Origin of the sequence: Rhodohalobacter sp. 8-1, from assembly GCF_038150125.1 — a bacterium.
Taxonomy (GTDB): Bacteria; Bacteroidota; Rhodothermia; order Balneolales; family Balneolaceae; genus SW132.
The window spans coordinates 1-14,927 of sequence record NZ_JBBVMF010000038.1; the positions used below are offsets into that span (position 1 = coordinate 1).

Sequence of the window (14,927 nt, forward strand, 5' to 3'; positions counted from 1 at the left end):
TTTGCGATTCGCGAGGGCGGTCGTACAGTAGGCGCAGGCGTGGTAACCAAAATTAATGATTAAAGGGTCTACATCACGTGGCTACACAACAAAAGATTAGAATTAAGCTGAAATCATACGATCACAACCTGATCGACAAATCAGCAGAGAAAATTATTCAGACAGTAAAATCGACGGGTGCCGTTGTATCAGGACCGATACCTCTGCCCACGAGTAAAAACATTATCACTGTAAACAGATCTGTTTTTGTTGATAAAAAATCACGAGAACAATTTGAATACCGGTCACATAAACGATTGATCGATATTCTTTCAACCGGATCACAAACAGTGGATGCCTTGATGAAGCTTGAGCTTCCCTCTGGTGTGGATGTTGAAATTAAAGTGTAAGTAAATTCCTAAGGATATTATGAGCGGGTTAATCGGAAAAAAAGTTGGGATGACAAGTATCTTTGATGAACTGGGGCGCAGCATCGCTGTAACCGTTGTCGAAGTAGAACCTTGTGCTATTACCCAAATCAAAACAGAAGAAACGGACGGATATAATGCTGTTCAGCTGTCGGCTTTTAAAAAGAAGTCTTCGAAAATTAACGGTGCATTAGCCGGTCATTTCGAAAAAGCCGGAACAGAACCGCGGAAAGTAATCAGCGAATTTCGCGATTACATCCCTGAAGGATTTGAGCTTGGGGATGAGCTCACGATAGGAGATGTATTTGAAGTGGGTGACCGGGTAGATGTTGTTGGAACGTCTAAAGGCACGGGTTTTACCGGTGTTGTTAAACGTCACAATTTCAGTGGAGTTGGCGGCCGTACACACGGTCAGCACAACCGGGAAAGAGCACCGGGCGCTATTGGCCAGGCATCGGATCCCTCACGAGTATTTAAGGGAATCAAAATGGCCGGCCGTTCCGGAAATCACCGCACGAAAGCACAGAATCTTTCTGTAGCTCAAATTTATGCTGACTCAAACATGCTTTTAGTGACAGGCAGCATTCCGGGACCAAATGGCGGATACGTAGAAATTCATAATAAATCACAGAGTTAAGCCTGATGAAAGTTACAATTCATAAAACTGATGGCAAAAGCAGTGGAAAAGAAGCTGATCTGAATGATCAGATCTTCGGCATTGAGCCAAATGAAACCGTACTCTATGAAGATGTACGCCGGTTTCTCGCTAATAAGCGACAGGGTACTGCCAGTACAAAAGAACGTGGAGAAGTTCGTGGTGGTGGTCGTAAAGCATATAAGCAAAAAGGTACAGGAATGGCCCGTCGTGGATCAATTCGATCGCCACTCCTGAGGGGTGGTGGTACTGTGTTTGGCCCGAAACCAAGAAATTATACGGTTCGTCTAACTAAGAAAGCAAAAAGACTGGCAAGGATGTCAGCACTATCTCTGAAAGCTTCAGATGATGCAATTCGGGTTGTTGATGGACTGTCGTTTGATGAACCAAAAACGAAAGAGATTGTCTCTTTACTTGAAGCGTTGGAACTAACAGGTAAAAAAGTTCTTATCCTTTCAAAAGAGACTGATATGATGCTGTACAAATCAGCACGAAATCTCAAGAATGTGCATGTGCTTGAAGCTAATAAGCCAACTACGTATGAGATTATGAATGCTGATTTTATCGTCATTCAAAGTGATGCTCTTACTGTTTTGGAAGAAAGTTTTGCACTTAATGTAGAAGAGGACGCAGCATGAGTATTTTAATTCAACCACTGATTACTGAAAAGCTTACTCGTATACAAGAAGAGCAACAAAAGTATGCGTTTAAGGTGCTAAAAACAGCTACCAAGCCTCAGATTAAAAAAGCAATTGAAGAACGATACCCTGAAGTAAAGGTATCTAAAGTGAACACAATGATTGTTCCATCAAAACCAAAGGGTCGTCACACACGAAGTGGATTCGTTGAAGGCAGAAATGCTGTATGGAAAAAAGCAATCATTACCCTTAAAGAAGGCGAAATCGATTTCTTTAGCGAAATTTAAATAATAGAGTTCAATGGCAACCAGACAAATTAAACCAATTACACCGGGACAGCGACACAGAATTGCACCTGTGTTTGATGACATCACGATCAGCAAACCGCTGAAATCGCTGACCGTTGGTCATGGTAAATCCGGTGGACGAAACAATCGTGGACGGAAAACTTCCAGGCACCGCGGTGGCGGACACAAGCGTAAACTTCGGGTTATAGATTTCAAACGTAACAAGTTTGATATTCCGGCAAAGGTTCAAACGATCGAATATGATCCGAACCGCACAGCACGGATTGCACTTGTTGCTTACGCTGATGGAGAAAAACGATATATTCTTGCTCCTAATAAACTTCAGGTGGGCGATACAATTATTAGCTCTGAAACAGCTTCGCCTGATGTAGGAAATGCAATGCCGATGAGTAAAATGCCTCCCGGTACTTATATTCATAATGTTGAGTTACAGCCTGGAAAAGGTGCACAGCTTTGCAGAAGTGCGGGAACGGTTGCTCAAATGGTTGCTAAAACAGAAAAATATGTTACTGTTAAGCTTCCATCTGGTGAGGTTCGCCGAATTCTTGGAACGTGTATTGCAACAGTTGGGTCTACAAGTAACCCGGATCATTTTAACACAACGAAAGGGAAAGCCGGACGAAACAGATGGCTTGGACGCAGACCTCAGACAAGGGGTGTTGCAATGAACCCTGTTGATCACCCAATGGGTGGTGGTGAAGGTAAAGCATCCGGAGGACACCCACGATCACCCTGGGGGCAGTCAGCCAAAGGTAAGAAGACGAGAAACAGAAATAAGATGTCTTCTAAATTCATTGTTAAGCGAAGAAAAACCAAAAAATCTAGATAAGTATGCCACGTTCGTTAAAAAAAGGACCTTTTGTTCACTACAAGCTTCAGCGTAAAGTTGATGCCATGAATGAGAGTGGCAAAAAGAAGGTCATTAAAACTTGGTCTCGCGGATCGATGATAACACCTGATTTTATCGGTTTGACGATTGCAGTTCATAACGGTAAGCAGTTTATCCCGGTCTACATTACAGAAAATATGGTAGGCCACAAACTGGGAGAATTTTCTGCTACACGTACGTTCCGCGGGCACCCTCTCAAGAAAATGAAATAGGTAACGGATTTTACTGATGGAAACACAAACATTTGAAGCGAAAGCAGTTCAGCGACACCTTCGGAAGGCACCACGAAAATTGAGACTCATCGTAGACCTCGTTCGTGGCGAAAAAGTTGACAAGGCGATCAAAACACTTGAATTCACAAAGAAAGCCTCAGCGGTAGATGTGAGTAAAGTAATTCGATCGGCAGCAGCTAATGTCCGGGACAAATTTCAAGAAGAGCGACTGGATGACGATCTGCTTTATATCAAAGAGATATATGTGGATGAAGGTGTAACATTGAAACGGATTCAACCGGCCCCGATGGGTCGTGCACACCGCATCAATAAAAGAAGCAGCCACATTACTGTTGTTGTTGCTAAGATTGAAGAAACTGTAATTGAAGATTAAAGGGTAAAACTTTGGGACAAAAAAGTAATCCAACAGGACTTAGACTCGGAATTATAAAAGGTTGGGATTCTAACTGGTATGCAGAAGAGAATAAACCGGCTATGTTGCTTGAAGACAATAAGCTTCGGGAGTATCTCGCAATTCGTCTTAGAAATGGCGGTCTGTCTAATGTTATTATCGAACGGACACCAAAGCGTATCCTTCTAACACTTAATACATCACGACCAGGTGTAATTATTGGTAAGGGTGGCGAGCAGATTGAACTGTTGCGCGGTGAGCTGAAAAAGATTACCGATAAGGAAGTACAGATCAATGTAAGTGAAATTAAACGTCCTGAACTTGACGCAAGTTTAGTTGGACAAAATATTTCACAACAGCTTCAAGCCAGAGTTTCCTTCAGAAGAGCGATGAAAACCGCTTTATCTTCTGCTATGAGAATGGGGGCGAAAGGCATTAAAATTAAATGTGCCGGCCGATTGGGCGGAGCTGAAATGGCACGTACCGAGCAGTATAAAGAAGGCCGCGTGCCCCTTCATACCCTCCGTGCTGATATAGATTATGCAAACATCACCTCAAACACCATCTATGGTTCCATTGGAGTCTCTGTATGGATATTTAAAGGTGAAATTATTGGAGATGTAGATCTGACACCTGGTTCTGATACCGCACAAGATAGTGAGCCGAAACGAAAAGGCGGCGGTCGCAGAAGCAAGCGTAAGAGCGGCGGCAGATCAAAACGACGAACACGTAACTAATTGATAGCTTAAGAAATCATGTTAGAACCAAAAAGAATTGCAAGACGCCGGCAGCACAGAGACAAGCTGAAAGGAAACGCTCAGCGTGGAACCACTTTGGCATTTGGAAGTTTTGGCCTGAAGGCAATTGAGCCAAAGTTTATTACCTCACGCCAAATTGAGGCATGTCGTGTAACAATAGCCAGAACACTTCAGCGTGATGGTAAGACGTTTATTCGAATTTTTCCGGATCGTCCCATCACAAGTAAACCAGCTGAAACACGTATGGGTAAAGGTAAAGGAGCTCTTGATCATTATATTGCTGTTGTAAAACCGGGTCGTATTCTGTTTGAGATTGCTGGTGTAAGTGAGGAAATGGCACAAGAAGCACTTAGACGAGCTTCACATAAGCTTCCTATTAAAACAAAATTTGTGAAACGTCGTGATTACGACGGCGAATAAACGCTTTACAGGTTAGAATATGAAAACACACGAATTACGAGATCTTTCACTCTCTGAGCTTGAAGCCAGACTGGAAGATGAAAAAAAGGCTTTGACTGATTTTAAATTCAATAAAGCTATCGCGGGACAAATAGAAAATCCGGCACGTATTAAAAATACGAGACGAGAAATTTCCCGATTGACAACGATTATTAACGAAAAAAAGAGTGCTGAATAAATAATATGGCACAAGTAGAAAGAGCACAAAGAAGAACAAGGACCGGCCGCGTAGTAAGCGATCGCATGGATAAGACAATAACAGTTGCCGTAGAACGGCAGATAAAACATTCCATTTACGGGAAGTTTATCACCAAAACAACAAAGTACCTTGCACACGATGAAGGTAACGAAGCGAACTCTGGTGACACTGTTTTAATCATGTCAACGCGTCCATTATCAAAAAGAAAATCTTGGCGTTTGGTCGAGATCGTGGAACGAGCCAAATAACGATCAATCTGTAGGTTAAACTAATGATTCAAACACAATCGACACTGAATGTAGCTGATAACAGCGGAGCACGTAAATTGATGTGTATCAAAGTGCTTGGAGATTCTAAAAGAAGATATGCAAGTATCGGAGATTTGATCTCATGCTCGGTCCGTACAGCTATTCCCGGAGGAAATGTTAAAAAAGGGGAAGTTGTACAAGCAGTTATCGTTCGCACTAAAAAAGAAATTCGTCGCAGAGATGGAAGCTACATTCGATTTGATGAGAACGCGGCGGTAATTATTAACAAAGAAAAGGAACCTGTTGGAACCCGTATCTTTGGCCCTATCGCCAGAGAACTTCGAGAAAAGAATTATATGCGGATTGTTTCACTGGCCCCTGAAGTACTTTAAAGGATAGTAATATGCCACGTAAGTTTAATAAGAAAAAGAAATTGCACGTTAAACGTGATGATGAAGTCCTTGTTCTTGCCGGGAATGATAAAGGCAAAAGGGGACGGGTCATGGTTGTTTATCCAACAACTGAAAAAGCGTTAGTTGAAGGTGTAAACATGACCACCCATCATGAAAAACCATCCCAGGAAAATCCCCAGGGTGGACGTTTGAAAAGAGAAGCACCGGTACATATCTCCAATTTAATGGTGATAGACCCTAACTCGGATGAGCCAACAAGAATTGGCAGAAAACGAGTAGAAGAAGAGGGTGGCGGACGATGGGTACGTTACGCAAAGAACAGCGGCGAAATTATAGACAAGTAATAGAATGGCAGAAGCAAGACTTTATACATACTACAAAGATGAAATCGTAGATAAACTTATAGAAGAGTTTAAATACGAGAACTTGATGGGAGTTCCCAAGCTCAAAAAAATCGTAATCAACGTCGGATATGGTGATGCGATTAATGACGCCAAAACTCTGGATGTGATTGCAGAAAATGTTGGCTTGATTACCGGTCAGAAACCGGTCAAAACTAAAGCCAAAAGTTCTGTCGCGAATTTTAAACTTCGTGAAGGTCAGGAGATTGGCTGCAAAGTGACGCTGCGAGGCAAAATCATGTTTGAGTTTTTAGACAGGCTGATTAATCTCGCGCTGCCAAGAACAAGAGACTTTCAAGGTATTCCCAACAAAAGTTTTGATGGCCGCGGTAACTATACGATGGGTATTAAAGAGCATACAATATTCCCCGAAATTGATGTGGATAAAGCTTCTACAATCCACGGTATGGATATTACGTTTGTAACATCCGCTGAATCTGATGAAGAAGCATTTTCGATGCTAAAGTACTTCGGAATGCCGTTTAAGAAATGAATTTGAATAACAAAGCAGAAACCAATGGCTAAAAAATCCTGGATAGCACGTAACGAAAAAAGAAAACGAACAGTGGAGAAGTACGCTGAAAAACGCAAAGAGCTCAAAGAAGCCGGCGATTATGAAGCACTTCAAAAACTTCCGCGCGATGCGAGTCCTACTCGTGTTAGAAACCGTTGCAGCCTAACCGGGCGATCACGCGGTTATATAAGTGAATATGGAATTTCGCGCATTAAATTCCGTGAATTAGCCCTGAATGGAAAAATTCCAGGCGTACGAAAAGCAAGTTGGTAACACAGGAGAATTAAATTATGCAATCTGACCCAGTATCTGATTATTTAACGCGTCTAAGAAACGCACAACAGGCCGGCCATCGCCGGGTTGATGTACCCGCTTCTAAATTGAAGCGCGCAATGACGAAAATCCTTGTTGATAAGGGATATGTAAATAAGTACATCGATATTACAGACAATAAGCAAGGTGTTCTTCGCTTGTTTCTGAAATACGATGCATATGGACAGCCGGTTATTAAAAAGCTGACCCGTGTCTCTAAACCAGGTCTTCGAAAATATTGTAGTTCTGAAGAGATCCCTCAATCTTACAATGGACTTGGTATTGTTATTCTGTCTACATCCGATGGTGTTATGACAGATAAAGAAGCGAAGAAAATGAAAATTGGTGGAGAGATTCTCTGCACTATTTACTAAAAATTTTAGGATACAAACGTTATGTCAAGAATAGGTAAACAACCGGTTGAGTTAGCCAGCAATGTTGAGTTCAGCATTGGGGCCGACCATACAGTTACCGTGAAAGGTGACAAAGGAGAAGGTACAATTCGTATCCATCCGGATATCACTATTGAAAAAGCGGATAACGAAATTATCGTTAAACGTCCCAGTGATTCAAAGGAACACAAATCGCTTCACGGCCTGTATCGATCATTGATTTATAATATGGTTGAAGGCGTAACCAACGGATATAAAAAGACACTTGAAATAATTGGTGTTGGATACCGTGCGACGTACAACAACGGTATTCTTGAGCTTAACCTGGGCTTTTCTCATCCCATTTATTTTGTTCCGCCTGAAGGAATTGACATTGAAGTAGATACTAAAACAAAGAAAAATCCGCTTCTCATAATCTCCGGAGTGAATAAAGAGATGGTTGGGCAAGTGGCTGCAAAAATACGCTCATTTAGAAAACCAGAGCCTTACAAAGGTAAAGGAATACGTTACACAGATGAGTATGTGAGAAGAAAAGCTGGTAAATCTGCTGCTAAATAATTTTAGATATTAGATAAATGAAGAAAAATCGAGTTAAAACAGAACGCAGAAATAAGATCCGAAGAAGGATCCGCTCAACAATTTCAGGAACTGCTGAACGGCCTCGTCTTGCGGTTTTTAAAAGCAGCAAACATGTCTATTTGCAGCTGATAAATGATCGTGAAAATGTGACCATTACTTCTGTATCTTCAATGTCCAATGATTTGCAGGACGAACTTGCTGATAAGTCAAAAATTGAGGCCGCTACCCTGATCGGCCAGACTATTGCAAAAACTGCACTGGATCAAGGTATCAAGAAGGTTGTGTTTGACCGGGGCGGATACAAGTATCACGGAATTATCAAAGCCGCAGCAGACGGTGCTCGCGAAGGTGGACTGGACTTTTAAAAATATATTATAAGAATTATGCCAAAAATACGTAGAAAACATAATATCCCGGCTGCTAATCTTAATCTTGAAGAGAAGCTTGTTCATATTAACAGGGTCTCTAAAGTTGTGAAAGGTGGTCGACGGTTTAGCTTCAACGCAATTGTTGTTGTTGGAAATGGTGATGGTGTTGTAGGCCATGGACTTGGTAAAGCCAATGAAGTAGCTGATGCCATTCAAAAAGGGTTCGACAATGCAAAGAAGAATCTGATCAAAGTATCGATGACTAAGACCGGATCTATTCATCACCCAATTGTTGGAAAAGCTGGTGCCGGTAAAGTGTTACTTCGGCCCGCATCTGACGGTACAGGTGTAATTGCCGGTGGCGCTGTAAAATCATTGCTTGATGTAGCCGGTGTAAAAAATATCCTGTCTAAATCACTTCGATCCTCGAATCCGCACAATATGGTAAAGGCGGCATTTGAAGCACTTCGAAACGCTACTGACCCTGTGGAAGTTGCTCAGAGGCGTGGCGTGAGTGTAAGTAAAGTATTTGAAGGCTAATAATCGTTTTAAGTATTTATTCCTATGAAATTACATAATCTAAAAGCACCGGACTCTCACAAAAAGCGCAAACGCGTAGGTCGTGGACAAGGATCAGGAATGGGCGAACAGTCTGGTCGTGGTCATAATGGTCAAAAATCCAGAAGTGGTAGCAAAGTAAAAGCCTGGTTTGAAGGTGGGCAAATGCCTCTGCAACGTCGCGTTCCTAAGTTTGGATTCAAAAATCCATTCAGAACAGAATTCCAGGCCGTAAATGTGCAGAAAATTTCAAACTTTGTTGAAGCCGGAAAACTCAGCGATACGATCACTATCGCCGATCTCGTAAATAGCGGATTGGCCGATGATAATGATCGCATCAAACTGCTGGGAACAGGTGAGATCGATACCAAGATTTCAATTGAAGTACATGCTTGCAGTGGATCGGCCAGGAAGAAGGTCGAAGATGCCGGCGGCAGTGTTGAAGTCGTAAACTAATATAAATCACACCCACTCAGCTTAACCATATCGAATGAGTACCTTAGATAATTTTAGAAATATATTTAAAATCGAGGACCTCCGGAATCGTATTCTGTACGTGGTAGGTGTCCTTATGGTTTACCGGATAGGCAGTTACGTAACCATGCCCGGTGTTGATGCCAATGCTTTAACAGCGACTACTGGGGATGCATCAAGCCTTATGGGCCTTTTTGATCTGTTTGTGGGTGGAGCTTTTTCAAGAGCTGGTGTATTCGCTCTTGGAATTATGCCCTATATTACGGCTGCGATTATTATTCAGCTGATGGGTGCCGCTGTTCCTTATTTCCAGAAGCTTCAGCGAGAGGGAGAAGAGGGGCGTCGAAAGATAAACCGCCTTACCCGATATGGTACGGTTGGTATTACGGCAGTACAGGCGATCGGCTTTGGGATTAATCTGATCGCAACATCACCCAACGCGATCGTTGTAAGTAACACAGCGTTTATACTGACTTCGATTATAATTCTTACTGCCGGTACAACATTTGTTATGTGGCTTGGCGAGAGAATCACGGATCGGGGAATTGGTAATGGTATTTCATTGCTTATCATGATCGGTATTATCGCTGCTCTGCCTACTGCATTGATAAATGAAATATCCACAACTAACAATGCTATAATCATTATTGTTGAACTTGCAGGACTTGCTCTAGTAATTGCATCCTGCGTACTTCTTACACAAGGAACACGGAAAATTCCGGTTCAATATGCCAAGCGAGTTGTTGGACGAAAGGTGTATGGCGGAACTACACAGTATCTTCCGCTTCGTGTAAATGCTGCAGGTGTTATGCCGATTATCTTTGCTCAGTCAATCATGTTTATACCAAGTACTGTGGGAACGTTCTTCCCTGAAAATACTACAGTACAGTTTTTGACGGCTTGGTCGGCTGATTTTACCGGCGTCACATATTCAATTGTGTTCTTTATTATCTGTGTGTTTTTCACATTTTTCTATACAGCCATCGCTGTAAATCCAAAAGAAATGGCGGATACGATGAAGCGTCAGGGTGGATTTATTCCTGGTGTGAGACCCGGTAAGCAGACTGTTGAATTTATTGACAATATTTTGACGAAAATTACATTACCAGGTTCCTTGTTTCTGTCGTTTGTTGCAATATTACCGGCAATAATTGCCCGAATGGGTGTTACGCCAGGTTTCGCGCTCTTTTATGGCGGAACAAGTTTATTGATTATCGTAGGAGTTGCTTTAGATACATTGCAACAGATCGAAAGCCATCTGATGATGCGTCACTATGATGGATTTATGAAATCCGGAAAAATAAAAGGTCGTAGAAGAGCCTGATGATATACCTTAAGAGTGAATCTGAAATTGAAAAAATGCGTGAAGCTGCGCAGCTTGTTTCAAGAACACTCGCAGAGGTTGCAAAGAATCTTGAACCTGGTGTAGAAACCGGCAGACTTGATAGGATTGCTGAAGATTATATTAAGAAATATAACGCCCGGCCCGCTTTTAAAGGCTATGGCAGTAGTAGCAATCCGTTTCCAGGCAGTTTGTGTATCTCAATAAATGAAGAAGTTGTACATGGCATACCGGGAAAGCGCAAAATACAAGAAGGAGATATTGTCTCTGTAGATTGTGGTGTTGAACTTAATGGTTACTTTGGTGATCACGCTTACACTTTTATTGCCGGAGAAACTGATGATGATACAATGAGACTCTTAAAAACAACGTTAGAGTCTCTTTATGTTGGCATCGAGCAGGCCGTTCATGGAAATAGCAATGGAGATATCGGCCACGCGATCCAAACATACTGTGAGGACCGTGACTTTGGCGTAGTCAGAGATTTAGTTGGCCACGGTATTGGAAAAAGTATGCATGAAGACCCTTCGGTTCCTAATTATGGCCGACCTGGTAAAGGCGAACGGTTACGAACAGGAATGGGTCTGGCTATTGAACCGATGATTACAATGGGTACCGATAAAGTTAAAACGCTAAGTGATGGCTGGACTATTGTAACAGCGGATGGGAAGAATGCAGCACATTTTGAACACGATATTATAGTTCGTGAAGGAAAAGCTGAAATTCTCAGTACTTTTGATTATATTGCTGAGATAACAAAAAATGAAAATTTAGTGACGTTTTATGGCTAAGCAAGAGCCGATTAAGCAAGACGGAAAAATTTTAGAAGCTTTACCTAATGCTCAGTTCAAAGTTGAGCTGGATAATGGTCACGAAATATTGGCCCATGTTTCAGGTAAAATGAGAATGTATTACATTAAGATTCTCCCGGGAGATCGTGTGCAGGTTGAGATGTCTCCTTACGATCTGACTAAGGGAAGAATCACGTATCGTTATAAGTAGAATAACAAAATAGGATATTACGATGAAGACAAAATCATCAGTTAAAAAGCGAAGTTCAGACGATAAAATCGTACGTAGGAAAGGACGAATTTACGTAATCAATAAAAAGAATCCTCGGCATAAACAACGTCAAGGATAATAATTTACCGGATTAAGTTATGGCACGAATTGCTGGAATAGATTTACCTAAACAGAAAAGAGGAGTCATTGGTCTAACCTATATTTTTGGTATAGGCCCGAGTGTTTCAAAAGACATTCTTGATAAGGCAGGAATCGACCACGACAAAAAAGTTGTGGAGTGGACGGATGACGAAGTATCTGAACTACGTCAGATTATTGAGGAAGATTATAAGGTTGAGGGTGCCCTCAGAACAGAAATAAACGCCAATATCCGGCGGCTTATTGAAACCGGTAGTTACCGGGGAGTGCGCCACAGAAGAGGCCTGCCTGTAAGGGGCCAGCGTACACAAACCAATGCAAGAACCCGCAAGGGAAAACGACGTACTGTTGCCGGTAAAAAGACCGCTACTAAAAAGTAAATTATTTTAAACTGTATATAACATGGCTAAAAGACCCAGAAGATCTGCCGGTAAAGCGGACGGAAAACGAAAAAAGAAAAAGCAAATTAGCGATCCCAATGGCATGGCATTTATCAAAGCTACATTTAACAATGTGCTTGTAAGTGTAACTGATGCGAACGGAAACGTCTTGTCCTGGTCATCATCAGGGAAAGAAGGCTTCAAAGGATCGCGAAAGAACACTCCTTATGCTGCACAGGTAAGTGCCGAAACTGCTGCATCTGCAGCACATGAAATGGGACTTCGTAAAGTAGAGGTATTTGTGAAAGGCCCGGGGTCTGGCCGTGAAGCTGCAATACGGGCATTAGCAACGAGCGGACTGGAGGTTGTGTCTATTAAAGATCGCACACCCATCCCTCACAATGGTTGCCGTCCACCGAAAAGAAGAAGAGTTTAAACACTACATTTAGAAAACCATGGCAAGATACAGAGGACCTAAACAAAAGATTGCACGCCGTTTTCGTGAGCCGATTTTTGGCCCGAGCAGCGCACTGGAGCGTAAACCTTACGGCCCCGGTCAGCACGGCAGAAGCAGATACTCAAGAAAATCTGAGTACGCAATTCAGCTTGATGAAAAGCAAAAAGCAAAGTACACATATGGATTGCTGGAAAAGCAATTTCGCAATGTGTACGAAAAAGCCAATGCTAAAGAAGGTGTAACTGGTGAGTTACTGCTCCAGATTCTTGAAGCACGTCTTGATAATGTCGTATACAGACTTGGATTTGCTAAAACCAGACGTCAGGCTCGTCAGTTTGTAAGCCACAAGCATATTGTCGTAAACGGCCAGATTGTAAACGTCCCGTCATTTCACGTACGTTCAGGTGATGTAATTACGATTCGTCCAAAATCCAGGGATCTTGAACTTATCAATGATTCTTTGAGCAGTAGTTCACCCGGCAGATATAAATGGCTGGAGATTGACAAGAAGTCAAAAACCGGTAAGTATCTGAATGATCCGGTAATGGAAGAGATACCAGAAAACATCAACGTTCAGTTGATTATCGAGCTCTACTCCAAGTAATTTTATAACAGTCTTAATCTAATATTTTATGAACAACTATAGTTTGCAAATGCCGGAATCTGTGGAGGTAGAACAGGATTCCGATAACTATGGAACTTTTATCCTGCAACCTCTTGAACGTGGTTTTGGAGTAACAATCGGAAACTCGTTTAGACGAGTTCTTCTGTCTTCTTTACCAGGACTTGCTATTACTGCCGTTAAAATTAACGGTGTTGATCACGAATACTCCAGTATTGAAGGGGTAAAAGAAGATGTATACGAGATTATCTTAAATCTTAAGCAAGTTCGTTTCAAGCAGGTAGAACAAAGCGGCGGTATTATCAATCTGTCAAAGTCAGAGTCAGGCAGGCTAACTGCTGAAGATATTGGAGGAGCAACAGCTGATTTTGAAGTTTTGAATCCTGAGTTGTTGATTGCTACACTTTCTGATGATGTTCAGATTGATATGGAATTAAGAATTGGTCGCGGACGCGGTTACGTACCGGCCGAAGAGATGGCTGATGAATTTGAGGATGACGTAACATTGATGCCTATTGATGCTATATTTACTCCTATCAAGTCTGTAAACTTTGATGTTGAGAATGTAAGGGTTGGTCAGCGGACTGACTATGAAAAGCTTGTTCTGAATGTAACAACAGATGGCTCATTAAACGCAAAAGAAGCTCTTACTATAGCGGGTAAGATACTTAAAGAACATATTGAGAAATTCATTACTGAGAAGATTGAAGAACCATTCACTCAGGAAGAGGAAGAAGTAGATGCAGAGAAGCAGCGTATTGCAAGCCTCTTGAAGACAAGTATTGAAGATTTAAACCTGAGTGTTCGTGCTTATAACTGCCTCAAGTCTGCAAATATCAATACAATTGCAGAATTGGTATCACGTGATGAACAAGATCTCTTGAAATTTAGAAACTTTGGTAAGAAGTCTCTTTCAGAGCTTGTTGAAGTAATTGAAGAGAAAAACCTGGAATTTGGCATGGACGTGTCAAAATTTCTGGATAATAAATAAGGAAATATAGTTATGCGTCATTTAGTTAAAGGAAAAAAACTCGGGAGAAGCACTTCCCACCGCAAGGCTACGATGAAAGCTTTGGCGTGCAGTCTTATTGAGCATAAATCAATACAGACAACGGTTACAAAAGCCAAAGAGCTTCGCCGGTACATTGAACCTATTATTACAAAAGCCAAAGTTGATTCGAGTCATACGAGGAGACGGGCTTTCTCTTCTCTTCAGGATAAATCAGCAGTAAATATTCTGTTTGATGATATCATTCCTGAAGTAGGTGATCGTCCAGGTGGATATACAAGAGTATTGAAACTCGGTTTCCGGCTTGGAGACAGCGCTGAAATGGCCTTGATTGAATTGGTTGATTTCAGTGACTATGAACCGGAGAAGAAGTCTTCTCAGAAGAAGCGAACCAGGCGAGCTGGTAAGTCAAACAAGCCTACTACTTCAGAAGAAGAGGCAGAGGCAGCAAAGGCTGAGAGTGAATCGAAAGATTCTGAAGCCAGTAGCAGTAATGTAGTAGAATCTGAAAAAGCTGTAGAAAAAGAAGAAAAGAAAGTTGATACTTCAGATGAAGTAAGTAAAGAAGCTGAAGAATCCACTGAAGTTGAAGAAAAAGAAGACGTTACGAATCAGGCTGAAGAAGCACCTGAGGAAGACGCAGACGAAAAAGAAAATAAAAAGTAAAAAAGTTTTATTTTAGTCTTGTTTTAGGCTTAAATTATTCTTAGATTGTAAATCTGTCAACGATACGATAAGTGATGTAGAGTTGGCGGGAAAG

30 protein-coding genes are annotated in these 14,927 nt (G+C 41.7%); all 30 read left to right on the forward strand.

Annotated features, from left to right (window positions below):
- Window positions 1-63, forward strand: a 63-nt coding sequence (locus tag AABW11_RS20240; RefSeq protein WP_445263799.1) for an EF-Tu C-terminal domain-related protein, incomplete at its 5' end; no start/stop codon positions are given.
- A gap of 14 nt (window positions 64-77) precedes the next feature.
- Window positions 78-389, forward strand: a complete 312-nt coding sequence (gene rpsJ, locus AABW11_RS19675) for a 30S ribosomal protein S10 (protein WP_340107047.1) — start codon at window positions 78-80, stop codon at window positions 387-389.
- Between the two features lie 16 nt (window positions 390-405).
- The gene (gene rplC / locus AABW11_RS19680; RefSeq protein ID WP_445263811.1) at window positions 406-1,044 is read left to right on the forward strand and encodes a 50S ribosomal protein L3; all 639 of its coding nucleotides are present in this window, start codon (window positions 406-408) and stop codon (window positions 1,042-1,044) included.
- Between the two features lie 5 nt (window positions 1,045-1,049).
- Window positions 1,050-1,700, forward strand: coding sequence for a 50S ribosomal protein L4 (rplD, locus tag AABW11_RS19685; RefSeq protein ID WP_340107049.1), 651 nt, complete (start codon window positions 1,050-1,052; stop codon window positions 1,698-1,700).
- Window positions 1,697-1,987, forward strand: coding sequence for a 50S ribosomal protein L23 (gene rplW, locus AABW11_RS19690; protein WP_340107050.1), 291 nt, complete (start codon window positions 1,697-1,699; stop codon window positions 1,985-1,987). The genes rplD and rplW overlap by 4 nt, the downstream gene beginning before the upstream one ends.
- Before the next feature lie 13 nt (window positions 1,988-2,000).
- Window positions 2,001-2,837: a 50S ribosomal protein L2 gene (gene rplB, locus AABW11_RS19695; RefSeq protein ID WP_340107051.1), complete on the forward strand. Its 837-nt coding sequence runs from the start codon at window positions 2,001-2,003 to the stop codon at window positions 2,835-2,837.
- Window positions 2,838-2,839: 2 nt separating this feature from the next.
- Entirely contained in the window at window positions 2,840-3,109 is a 270-nt protein-coding gene (gene rpsS, locus AABW11_RS19700) for a 30S ribosomal protein S19 (RefSeq protein ID WP_340107052.1), read from the forward strand.
- Between the two features lie 16 nt (window positions 3,110-3,125).
- Window positions 3,126-3,503, forward strand: coding sequence for a 50S ribosomal protein L22 (gene rplV / locus AABW11_RS19705; RefSeq protein WP_340107053.1), 378 nt, complete (start codon window positions 3,126-3,128; stop codon window positions 3,501-3,503).
- Window positions 3,504-3,514: 11 nt separating this feature from the next.
- Window positions 3,515-4,258: a 30S ribosomal protein S3 gene (rpsC, locus tag AABW11_RS19710; RefSeq protein ID WP_340107054.1), complete on the forward strand. Its 744-nt coding sequence runs from the start codon at window positions 3,515-3,517 to the stop codon at window positions 4,256-4,258.
- An 18-nt stretch (window positions 4,259-4,276) separates the two neighbouring features.
- Window positions 4,277-4,699 (forward strand): 50S ribosomal protein L16, encoded by a 423-nt coding sequence (gene rplP / locus AABW11_RS19715; protein WP_340107055.1) that lies wholly within the window; start codon window positions 4,277-4,279, stop codon window positions 4,697-4,699.
- A gap of 19 nt (window positions 4,700-4,718) precedes the next feature.
- Window positions 4,719-4,916 carry a 50S ribosomal protein L29 gene (gene rpmC / locus AABW11_RS19720; RefSeq protein ID WP_340107056.1) on the forward strand — a complete coding sequence of 66 codons (198 nt, stop codon included), beginning with the start codon at window positions 4,719-4,721 and terminating at the stop codon, window positions 4,914-4,916.
- Window positions 4,917-4,921: 5 nt separating this feature from the next.
- Window positions 4,922-5,185 (forward strand): 30S ribosomal protein S17, encoded by a 264-nt coding sequence (gene rpsQ, locus AABW11_RS19725; RefSeq protein WP_340107057.1) that lies wholly within the window; start codon window positions 4,922-4,924, stop codon window positions 5,183-5,185.
- A gap of 23 nt (window positions 5,186-5,208) precedes the next feature.
- The gene (gene rplN, locus AABW11_RS19730) at window positions 5,209-5,577 is read left to right on the forward strand and encodes a 50S ribosomal protein L14 (RefSeq protein ID WP_340107058.1); all 369 of its coding nucleotides are present in this window, start codon (window positions 5,209-5,211) and stop codon (window positions 5,575-5,577) included.
- 11 nt (window positions 5,578-5,588) lie between these two features.
- On the forward strand, window positions 5,589-5,942 hold the full coding sequence (gene rplX, locus AABW11_RS19735) for a 50S ribosomal protein L24 (RefSeq protein ID WP_445263809.1): 354 nt from the start codon (window positions 5,589-5,591) through the stop codon (window positions 5,940-5,942).
- 4 nt (window positions 5,943-5,946) lie between these two features.
- The gene (gene rplE / locus AABW11_RS19740; protein WP_340107059.1) at window positions 5,947-6,492 is read left to right on the forward strand and encodes a 50S ribosomal protein L5; all 546 of its coding nucleotides are present in this window, start codon (window positions 5,947-5,949) and stop codon (window positions 6,490-6,492) included.
- A 24-nt stretch (window positions 6,493-6,516) separates the two neighbouring features.
- Window positions 6,517-6,786 carry a 30S ribosomal protein S14 gene (gene rpsN, locus AABW11_RS19745; protein ID WP_340107060.1) on the forward strand — a complete coding sequence of 90 codons (270 nt, stop codon included), beginning with the start codon at window positions 6,517-6,519 and terminating at the stop codon, window positions 6,784-6,786.
- Between the two features lie 17 nt (window positions 6,787-6,803).
- Complete coding sequence (gene rpsH / locus AABW11_RS19750) at window positions 6,804-7,199, forward strand: 30S ribosomal protein S8 (RefSeq protein ID WP_340107061.1); 396 nt, start codon at window positions 6,804-6,806, stop codon at window positions 7,197-7,199.
- Window positions 7,200-7,220: 21 nt separating this feature from the next.
- Window positions 7,221-7,775, forward strand: a complete 555-nt coding sequence (gene rplF, locus AABW11_RS19755) for a 50S ribosomal protein L6 (RefSeq protein ID WP_340107062.1) — start codon at window positions 7,221-7,223, stop codon at window positions 7,773-7,775.
- 17 nt (window positions 7,776-7,792) lie between these two features.
- The gene (rplR, locus tag AABW11_RS19760) at window positions 7,793-8,161 is read left to right on the forward strand and encodes a 50S ribosomal protein L18 (RefSeq protein WP_340107063.1); all 369 of its coding nucleotides are present in this window, start codon (window positions 7,793-7,795) and stop codon (window positions 8,159-8,161) included.
- An 18-nt stretch (window positions 8,162-8,179) separates the two neighbouring features.
- The gene (rpsE, locus tag AABW11_RS19765) at window positions 8,180-8,704 is read left to right on the forward strand and encodes a 30S ribosomal protein S5 (RefSeq protein WP_340107064.1); all 525 of its coding nucleotides are present in this window, start codon (window positions 8,180-8,182) and stop codon (window positions 8,702-8,704) included.
- Between the two features lie 24 nt (window positions 8,705-8,728).
- The gene (gene rplO / locus AABW11_RS19770; RefSeq protein ID WP_340107065.1) at window positions 8,729-9,178 is read left to right on the forward strand and encodes a 50S ribosomal protein L15; all 450 of its coding nucleotides are present in this window, start codon (window positions 8,729-8,731) and stop codon (window positions 9,176-9,178) included.
- 34 nt (window positions 9,179-9,212) lie between these two features.
- On the forward strand, window positions 9,213-10,520 hold the full coding sequence (gene secY / locus AABW11_RS19775; RefSeq protein ID WP_340107066.1) for a preprotein translocase subunit SecY: 1,308 nt from the start codon (window positions 9,213-9,215) through the stop codon (window positions 10,518-10,520).
- Window positions 10,520-11,329, forward strand: coding sequence for a type I methionyl aminopeptidase (gene map, locus AABW11_RS19780; protein ID WP_340107067.1), 810 nt, complete (start codon window positions 10,520-10,522; stop codon window positions 11,327-11,329). Before secY ends, map begins: the two co-directional genes overlap by 1 nt.
- Entirely contained in the window at window positions 11,322-11,540 is a 219-nt protein-coding gene (gene infA, locus AABW11_RS19785; RefSeq protein WP_069133459.1) for a translation initiation factor IF-1, read from the forward strand. The genes map and infA overlap by 8 nt, the downstream gene beginning before the upstream one ends.
- Before the next feature lie 22 nt (window positions 11,541-11,562).
- The gene (gene rpmJ / locus AABW11_RS19790) at window positions 11,563-11,679 is read left to right on the forward strand and encodes a 50S ribosomal protein L36 (RefSeq protein WP_116038911.1); all 117 of its coding nucleotides are present in this window, start codon (window positions 11,563-11,565) and stop codon (window positions 11,677-11,679) included.
- A gap of 19 nt (window positions 11,680-11,698) precedes the next feature.
- Window positions 11,699-12,079, forward strand: a complete 381-nt coding sequence (rpsM, locus tag AABW11_RS19795; RefSeq protein WP_340107068.1) for a 30S ribosomal protein S13 — start codon at window positions 11,699-11,701, stop codon at window positions 12,077-12,079.
- Between the two features lie 22 nt (window positions 12,080-12,101).
- On the forward strand, window positions 12,102-12,515 hold the full coding sequence (gene rpsK / locus AABW11_RS19800; protein WP_340107069.1) for a 30S ribosomal protein S11: 414 nt from the start codon (window positions 12,102-12,104) through the stop codon (window positions 12,513-12,515).
- Between the two features lie 19 nt (window positions 12,516-12,534).
- Window positions 12,535-13,140 (forward strand): 30S ribosomal protein S4, encoded by a 606-nt coding sequence (gene rpsD, locus AABW11_RS19805; protein WP_340107070.1) that lies wholly within the window; start codon window positions 12,535-12,537, stop codon window positions 13,138-13,140.
- 28 nt (window positions 13,141-13,168) lie between these two features.
- Entirely contained in the window at window positions 13,169-14,149 is a 981-nt protein-coding gene (locus AABW11_RS19810; RefSeq protein WP_340107071.1) for a DNA-directed RNA polymerase subunit alpha, read from the forward strand.
- A 12-nt stretch (window positions 14,150-14,161) separates the two neighbouring features.
- Window positions 14,162-14,833, forward strand: a complete 672-nt coding sequence (gene rplQ / locus AABW11_RS20245; RefSeq protein ID WP_445263810.1) for a 50S ribosomal protein L17 — start codon at window positions 14,162-14,164, stop codon at window positions 14,831-14,833.
- The last annotated feature ends 94 nt before the right edge of the window (window positions 14,834-14,927 follow it).